1 protein-coding gene is annotated in these 381 nt (G+C 67.7%); it reads right to left on the minus strand.

Going from position 1 to position 381, the window contains the following annotated elements:
• Positions 1-381 (minus strand): IS110 family transposase (locus tag DW180_RS10105; RefSeq protein ID WP_233545248.1); only part of this gene is annotated, 381 nt, incomplete at both ends.

The following is a 381-nucleotide window of genomic DNA, read 5'->3' on the forward strand; positions in this document are numbered from 1 at the left end:
CCAGCCTCCGCACGCCCTTGGCGGCATGCCTCCGGGCGGCCGGGTCCGGGGCCTGGCCCTTGGCGAGGTCCTTCGGCCGCCCGGAGCACGTCAGGTAGTGCCACGCGGCCTCGACCAGCGTCTTTCTCAGGTGCTTGTTGCCGGCCTTGGTGATCGCGCCCCTGCGGTCGCTCTCCCCGCTGGAGTGCTCGGAGGGCGTCAGGCCGACCCACGCGGCGAACGAGCGGGCGTTCCTGAACCTGGAGAACTCGCCGGCCTCGAACACGAGGTCGGCGGCGGTCGCGGTGTCGACGCCCTTGAGGCAGCGCAGGGAGTCGACCCTCTTCCGCCACCTTGTTAGCGTCAATATATTTTTCACCATTTTCACCAACGTATTTTCGC

The sequence above is a fragment of the Collinsella sp. AM16-21 genome, assembly GCF_003471905.1.
Taxonomy (GTDB): Bacteria; Actinomycetota; Coriobacteriia; order Coriobacteriales; family Coriobacteriaceae; genus Collinsella.